The following is a 7,214-nucleotide window of genomic DNA, read 5'->3' on the forward strand; positions in this document are numbered from 1 at the left end:
GATGGGTTTGGTAATTTAAAACAAGTGGATGTAACGACAGGTAACCTTGGTATTGACCAACACCAGTTTTCTGAGAGTTATGTTTATGATGACTTGCATCGATTAAAAAGTAACTCAGTCAATGGTCATGAAATCACACACTACAGCTATGACAGTGTAGGTAACTTATTATTCAAATCAGATTACGCCACAGAGTACGACTACACAACAGGGACAACAGGTGGGCCAAACGCAGTAAAACGTGTATACCGAAGTGGTAGTTGGAAAACATTTAGCTACGACGCTCGTGGTAATATGATAAAAGGCGATGGATTATCACATGCAATTTACAACGCAATGGATAAGCCAATCCAACTCATAAAAGAGGGCAAAACACTTAACTTTACTTACGGTCCACAACACATGCGCTTTAAGCAAGTGAATGGCAGCGTAACCACCTTCTACAGTGATAAATTATATGAAGAAGACATCGACGGCACCAAAACCACATGGCGTGCCTATATTGATGACATAGCAGTGATAAGCCAAACGACGGATGAGACTGCGAGCATACGTTACACACATAGAGACCGTTTACAAAGTGCGCGCATAATCACAGACTATAATGGTTATGTGAGTACTCAACGCAACTATGACCCATTTGGTAAACCACGTTTAGCCAGTGGTGGCTTAATGCCGGTTGGAAACGCAAAGCTAAATGACTTAGCAGATGCAAAAACACGACGTGGCTTTACTGACCACGAGCATTTGGACGATATTGAGCTTATTCATATGAACGGTCGGGTGTACGATTATAACCTTGGCAGGTTTATGAGTGTTGACCCTTTGATTCAAAGCCCAACGAATAGCCAGAGTATTAACCCTTATTCTTACATAATGAATAACCCATTAGCAGGGATTGACCCAACAGGGTATTGTTCTACAGATGATACCCTAAAAGACTGCGCAAGAGGCCTTGAAGAGCGTAAAGTACAAGCAATCACCGACTCTAATGGAAGAACTGTTGGGCAAATAGGTAAAGATAGCCAAGGTATAATCCACATTACTAACAATGGCTCAAGTGCAGGGAAGGCAGCTATCGCTGATGTTATAAAGGCGGCCGATATTGGGTCCTCATCAACAATTGCAAAAAGAACAGGCGGTGTTGGGGGCAAATCTGAAGCTTCGCAGATAATAGCGAACAGTGGAATAGACTTTGAAGCTGAGAAGGAAGCAATTGATAATGGCGATGGTTTAAGTGAGCCAACTGGGGAGATGATGGCATCACGTGGACGCGGTCGAGGTCGCACCAATGTTGATGCCATGCAATCATATGTTAATGCTCGATATAATTTTTTATTTGAGCAAATAAGAACCCTTGACCCTACCTTTAATGTTGCAAGACCTAACCGACCCACTAACCGAGCGGATATTCAGTTTTTGGAGCAAACTTTGCAGGGGATGCGTGGCGCACCTCCTATAAATTTAACTCCTATTGGAGCGGGGAGGAATGGTGCATTTAGAGAAGCTAAAAGAAGAATGGGAATCCCAGTTTCGCAGCAGCCATCAAGAGTAACTCCAAATTTTGATCGAAGGGGAGTTCCACAGCCAGGGGAAACATACTGGTTCAGAGTTCCAAATGGCATTGGTGGGTTTAGAGAAACTTTTATACGCAGAGATGCCGCAGGGCATTTCTATAGTCCAGGAAATATTCAAAACCGAGGGCCACATTTTAATGATGCAAGAGAGGGACATTATGACTATTAGATCTAGGAAAATATTTAGCTCTAACTTATTTGAAGAAAATGACTCTTTCATTTTAAGTGACGACTCTTATTCATGTGCTCCGGAGCTACAAGGGAATATTTCAGCTCTAACATATATTTCAGAATCTGTTGAGGGAGGTGTATCAACAGCAGAGCTTGATGAGGAGAATGCCAAAGTAGCAAAGTCTGATTTAGTTAAGAGTTTATTTTCTGGATATGAACTCTATTTATTTGCAAGCGATAGTATATGGCAACCTGCCACAAGAATAACAAGGCACTATGGGTTGTGGAAACGCCTGAAAAAGCTTCATAAGGTTTTGGAAGCTATAAATGATAGAGATTTTTCTCAAGAGCATGTTAAAGAGGGAAGTGAAGGCTTACAGTTTTCAGGTATAGCCCGACTAGGGATTGATAATTTGGATTTAGGAATAGCCCTTGTTAGGGATAATATTGGCTTTCAACTTTATCTGTCAAAGCATAGCTTAGCATTTGAATCTGAACGGGTTGGTAATTACTTTGAAGTAGCCTATTTAAAAGAACTTAGTTTTAATGGATCTCCATTTAATGTTGATAGTTTTATAGCTGAACTCATAAGCAATAATAGTGCGCTAGTCAGAGTCGCAGGTTCAGGGGAGCTGGCAGAATGTTCCATTGATATCATTGCAAGTTCGTCTTCAGAGTTATTTATAATGTTAGATACATGATCCTAGAAAAGGAGCGATGGAGCTGTGTCTTTTATCAACTCACAGCTTCTAATATCTAATAGTTAACCATAAAATGCGCAATTAAAGCTATTAGAACTGCGCACTTGCTAGCAGCAGATTGTGCAATCTGTGTCAGTGCCACTAACAGTTTGATGACTAAGTGGCCTCAGACTACCCCTTCATTCAGGCCTACTTTGCCTGTTTGATGGCATCCTGCTCTTCTTATTGCTCGTTTACTTACTGGTTGTAGTTTTGTGCTTATTGATATAGCAGTGATAAGCCAAACGACGGATGAGACTGCGAACATACGTTACACACATAGAGACCGTTTACAAAGTGCACGCATTATCACAGACTATAATGGTTATGTGAGTGCTCAACGCAACTATGACCCATTTGGTAAACCACGTTTAGCCAATGGTGGCTTAATGCCGGTTGGAAACGCAAAGCTAAATGACTTAGCAGATGCAAAAACACGACGTGGCTTTACTGATCACGAGCATTTGGATGATATTGAGCTTATTCATATGAACGGTCGGGTGAATGATTATAACCTTGGCAGGTTTATGTCGGTTGACCCTGTTATTCAAAGCCCAACGAATAGTCAGAGTATTAACCCTTATTCTTACATAATGAATAACCCGCTCAGTGGCACTGACCCAACGGGCTATTGCTCTACAGATGATACCCTAAAAGACTGCGCAAGAGGCCTTGAAGAGCGTAAAGTACAAGCAATCACCGACTCTAGTGGAAGAACAGTTGGGCAAATAGGCAAAGATAGTCAAGGTACAATCCACATTACTAACAATGGCTCAAGTGCAGGGAAGGCTGCAATTGCTGATGTTATAAAGGCAGCTGATATAGGGTCCTCATCAACAATTGCAAAAGGTAATAATAGCTCTAGTAGAGATTTATATGCTTGTACAAATTGTTCTGACGGTAGTAATTCTATAGATGGTGTTGATATGCCCGAAGTTATTGATGAATATTGGCGAGAAAGAAAGGATGGTGAGAATGGGTATCCATCTACTGAATATTTAGGTTCTAGAGAACTTCATCATGAAGGTCTTTATGATGGCGAACCTGAGATTCTTGCAAGCGGAGCCTTCGAAATTTATCTAAATGAGACGCCCAGATTAGGGCTTTCATATAATTACGACCTTCCTGATGCATGGCGCATGAGGATGCCAAATATAGTTTTTGCCCCTGAAGTGAAAGTAAATGTGTACAATGTTCATGTGAAGTGGAGCATTGAAAAGACACCAATATTAGATGTTAAAATCTATAGACAAAAAATTAGAATGTCTTCTTATAGTAACGTTCATAAACGAACTTTTGTCCAAACTCGTTGGAAATACACAAAAGAGGTGCAGCAAGTAGATTCAAAAACTCAATATTTTGAATCGAGGCGAAGGGGTGGAATTAACCAAGTTCAAAGTTGGCCGATAGTCCCATAGACAGGAAAATACATGAAAATATTTAAAATTTACATAACATGTGGTATTTGGCTGCTGTCTGCATGCTGTTCATATGCAGACGAAGGTAATTGGCAGTGGAAACACGAAATTGAAAAAGCAATCGGGCATGCTGACATCTCGGTTCAGAACATGGAAATTGGCTCATATTGGAATAAGAATTATAGAGAAGCAGTATTTTCTGTTTCAAATTTAATTTCCAGTGGTTGGTCTAGTGAAGGTTTTGATGCTGACTCGTACAATTCCACATTATTAGAAGTATGGAGGAACACTAAGCATATACGTGTGTTAGATGATCACTTAATCCGATTAGCTGCTATGAAATGGAGAATTAATCTTAAAAATAAATGTTTTGATAGTGGAGTGGATTTGAATATTGCACGAAAATATTTTGTGGAGATGATCAGTTCGAATGAAAATATCTTAAAAAACTCAGCTATAACTGGGCTTGGTATGATTGGAGAAAAAAATGATGTTGATGTATTAATAGCGATATTAATTGACAATCAAGATAGTTTTATAGGTAAGACAGCATTAAATTCACTCTTACTTATTGAAGATAATTACATGCTAGAATCTCTTAAAGCAAGTTTGAATCAAGTTTCAAATAAGCTAATCAAGAATAAGATTAAACAAGAAATAAGTCATAATAGAGTTTATGAAGATGAATGCGCTAATTAAGTGCTAAGTTTACAAAGCGTTAATACCAATTGGAAACGCAAAGCTAAATGACTTGTAAGATGCAAAAACACGACGTGGCTTTACTGACCACGAGCATTTGGATGATATTGAGCTTATTCATATGAACGGTCGGGTGTACGATTATAACCTTGGTCGATTTATGAGTGTTGATCCCGTTATTCAGAGTCCAACGAATAGTCAAAGTATTAACTCATACTCCTATTTAATGAATAACCCATTGGCAGGGATAGACCCAACGGGGTATACCGGTTGTGCAGCTTCAAGAATAGAAAATGCTTGCGAGTCACTTGGCAGTAGTTTTGGGGGGTATGATACTAATTATGGAGCAGAAGCTCAGGCATATGGTAATGCTTCTTTAGCGGTTGCAAATCCAACTACCAGTGTAGGTAATAATATCAGTAATGGTTTGGATCAATCTTTAGCCTTAGCAAGCTCTAAGCTTGATAGTATGGATATTGGCTCCTTTAAAAATAAAACTTCTAATGAAGAACTATTATCTGGAACAGCCTTAGCATTGCCTCTAGCAACGGAGGCTATTTCTGGAGAAGCAATTCTTTCAATTCTTGGACGAGCTTTAACGATGGTTGCCTTATCTATTTCAACATCCGGATCTACCCCTGAGGCTGCCAACCCATTAATTCCAGCAGAAATATTAACTGTAAATGAAACTCTAGAACGAGTTAGACAAGGTGCTGTTAATATTGACACAGGAACAGCTAGGGCGCTATCTGGCCCAACTTCACCTATTCAAGCTGAAATACTTACTGCTATGAGCCATAATGAACGTTTAATGACACAAACAGCTATTGTTGAATTTGTGGATGCGGTTAGGCGTAATGGTAGGCCTGATATAATAACAAAAGCTTCTGCTTTTTTATCAACGGTTAGTGTCATTCCTGATATGCCATCTATACGAGTTATGAACTTGACCCCTGCGCGAACAATAAAAATGCCAGATCAACGAATATTTGGAACGGGTGATAAACTTGGTATTAGATCTATTACCTCAGACCAAAGATTTGTTAGAGCTGCTGCAAATCAAGGGATTGTGCTTGACACTATATTCATAGCCCTCACTCGTTTTAGGAAAGGAGAATAAAGTAATGAAGATATGTTTATGGGACATGGTAGGCGTGGGTTTAATTATTCAGACTAAATCTAATTGCGTTTACTTTAATCAGACTGGAGGGACAGCTTGTTTTCATTCTGAAATGGAAGGGTATTTTGTTCCTTTTAATTTTGATTGCGACCCTTATGATTTTGAATCTTCTTTAGAATATAAATTAAGCAAGCTTTTTAAAAACTCAGAATCAGTAAGTACAGAGTTGGCTGAGTCTATAGATAAGCTATTGCAAAATAACTCTGAAACGAATGGAATTTCAGTTGATATAACAAAGCTAGACGATTCAATTGAGTCATGGGTATACGTAATCATAAGAAGCACAGAGAGCAACCCTATTAGCTGCGAAAATGAGATGAAAGGTATTTTAACTTGGTCTAATAGTGACTAATTCTAAATAAGCTAAAAGGATGATCTCGTTTGCAGAGTAGAACAGACTCAATTACCGTGTAAAGGTTATCAAGTGCGTTGCAAGACCCAGTAGAGCCACGCACTTGCTAACAATATATGGTGCAAAATGCGTCAGTGCTACCAATTTGGTGGCGCGGGCTCAAACAGCTAGCTCTGCTGTTTTTAAGTGACACAGTTTACTGAGATGACATGATGACTGTGCTGATTTTATATGCTCAATAAAGCTAATATTTACGAGAAAGATATCTCATTCGTTTAAGTAAACGAGATAAATTCGGATTTATTTTTTGCTAGGGTTTTGTTGATAATCTTGGGGCAACAAGCATATAGAGAAAGTGGATGGGTTTGGTAATTTAAAACAAGTGGATGTAACGACAGGTAACCTTGGTATTGACCAACACCAGTTTTCTGAGAGTTATGTTTATGATGACTTGCATCGATTAAAAAGTAACTCAGTCAATGGTCATGAAATCACACACTACAGCTATGACAGTGTAGGTAACTTATTATTCAAATCAGATTACGCCACAGAGTACGACTACACAACAGGGACAACAGGTGGGCCAAACGCAGTAAAACGTGTATACCGAAGTGGTAGTTGGAAAACATTTAGCTACGACGCTCGTGGTAATATGATAAAAGGCGATGGATTATCACATGCAATTTACAACGCAATGGATAAGCCAATCCAACTCATAAAAGAGGGCAAAACACTTAACTTTACTTACGGTCCACAACACATGCGCTTTAAGCAAGTGAATGGCAGCGTAACCACCTTCTACAGTGATAAATTATATGAAGAAGACATCGACGGCACCAAAACCACATGGCGTGCCTATATTGATGACATAGCAGTGATAAGCCAAACGACGGATGAGACTGCGAGCATACGTTACACACATAGAGACCGTTTACAAAGTGCGCGCATAATCACAGACTATAATGGTTATGTGAGTACTCAACGCAACTATGACCCATTTGGTAAACCACGTTTAGCCAGTGGTGGCTTAATGCCGGTTGGAAACGCAAAGCTAAATGACTTAGCAGATGCAAAAAC

7 protein-coding genes are annotated in these 7,214 nt (G+C 39.4%); all 7 read left to right on the forward strand.

Translation table 11 applies throughout. From position 1 onward, the window contains the following. Positions 1 to 1,746 (forward strand): RHS repeat-associated core domain-containing protein (locus PAARA_RS20615; RefSeq protein WP_245219923.1); only part of this gene is annotated, 1,746 nt, incomplete at its 5' end. Further along, entirely contained in the window at positions 1,736 to 2,449 is a 714-nt protein-coding gene (locus PAARA_RS07415; RefSeq protein ID WP_062568422.1) for a hypothetical protein, read from the forward strand. The genes PAARA_RS20615 and PAARA_RS07415, both read left to right, overlap by 11 nt. A 254-nt stretch (positions 2,450 to 2,703) precedes the next feature. After that, on the forward strand, positions 2,704 to 3,906 hold the full coding sequence (locus PAARA_RS07420; protein ID WP_062568423.1) for an RHS repeat domain-containing protein: 1,203 nt from the start codon (positions 2,704 to 2,706) through the stop codon (positions 3,904 to 3,906). Between the two features lie 12 nt (positions 3,907 to 3,918). After that, entirely contained in the window at positions 3,919 to 4,605 is a 687-nt protein-coding gene (locus PAARA_RS07425) for a hypothetical protein (RefSeq protein ID WP_062568424.1), read from the forward strand. A gap of 97 nt (positions 4,606 to 4,702) precedes the next feature. Continuing rightward, the gene (locus PAARA_RS20940) at positions 4,703 to 5,725 is read left to right on the forward strand and encodes a DUF1308 domain-containing protein (RefSeq protein ID WP_245219924.1); all 1,023 of its coding nucleotides are present in this window, start codon (positions 4,703 to 4,705) and stop codon (positions 5,723 to 5,725) included. Positions 5,726 to 5,729: 4 nt separating this feature from the next. After that, positions 5,730 to 6,137, forward strand: coding sequence for a DUF6210 family protein (locus PAARA_RS07435; RefSeq protein ID WP_157066183.1), 408 nt, complete (start codon positions 5,730 to 5,732; stop codon positions 6,135 to 6,137). A 355-nt stretch (positions 6,138 to 6,492) separates the two neighbouring features. Then, positions 6,493 to 7,214: hypothetical protein (locus PAARA_RS07440; protein WP_209438176.1), on the forward strand; the 722-nt coding region annotated here is incomplete at its 3' end.

It is taken from the genome of Pseudoalteromonas arabiensis (assembly GCF_001550155.1).
Lineage (GTDB): Bacteria > Pseudomonadota > Gammaproteobacteria > Enterobacterales > Alteromonadaceae > Pseudoalteromonas > Pseudoalteromonas arabiensis.